This window comes from Vibrio sp. C8 (assembly GCF_054051265.1).
Window position 1 is genome coordinate 1 of sequence record NZ_JBPAOE010000042.1, and the last position, 635, is coordinate 635.

Below are 635 nucleotides of genomic sequence, written 5' to 3' on the forward strand. Positions count from 1 at the left end.
GGTATCGCGCTACATGGTGGTTTCGTTCCTTACGGCGCAACCTTCCTGATGTTCATGGAATACGCACGTAACGCATTGCGTATGGCTGCACTGATGAAAGTGCAAAACATCCAGGTTTACACGCACGACTCTATCGGTCTTGGCGAAGATGGTCCAACTCACCAACCAGTTGAGCAAACCGCTTCTCTACGTCTGACTCCAAACATGAGCACATGGCGTCCATGTGACCAAGTTGAATCAGCAGTGGCTTGGAAACTGGCTATCGAGCGTAAAGATGCGCCAACCGCGCTTATCTTTTCTCGTCAAAACCTAGCACAGCAACCACGTTCAGCAGAGCAAGTGGCTGACATCGCTAAAGGTGGTTACATCCTGAAAGATTGTGCAGGCAAACCTGAGCTAATCTTGGTTGCAACAGGCTCTGAAGTTGAATTGGCTGTGAAAGCGGCTGAGCAACTTACCGCTGAAGGCAAACAAGTACGCGTAGTTTCAATGCCATCAACAGACGCATTCGATAAACAAGACGCGGCGTACCGTGAAGCAGTACTTCCTGCTGACGTAACTGCACGTATCGCTATCGAAGCAGGTATTGCGGATTACTGGTACAAATACGTTGGTCTAAACGGCAAAATCATCGG

At 49.3% G+C, this 635-nt stretch carries 1 protein-coding gene; it reads left to right on the forward strand.

The window, feature by feature from the left end; all coding sequences use genetic code 11:
• On the forward strand, positions 1 to 635 hold a 635-nt coding region (locus tag ACRQQK_RS15530), incomplete at both ends, for a transketolase-like TK C-terminal-containing protein (RefSeq protein WP_457512857.1).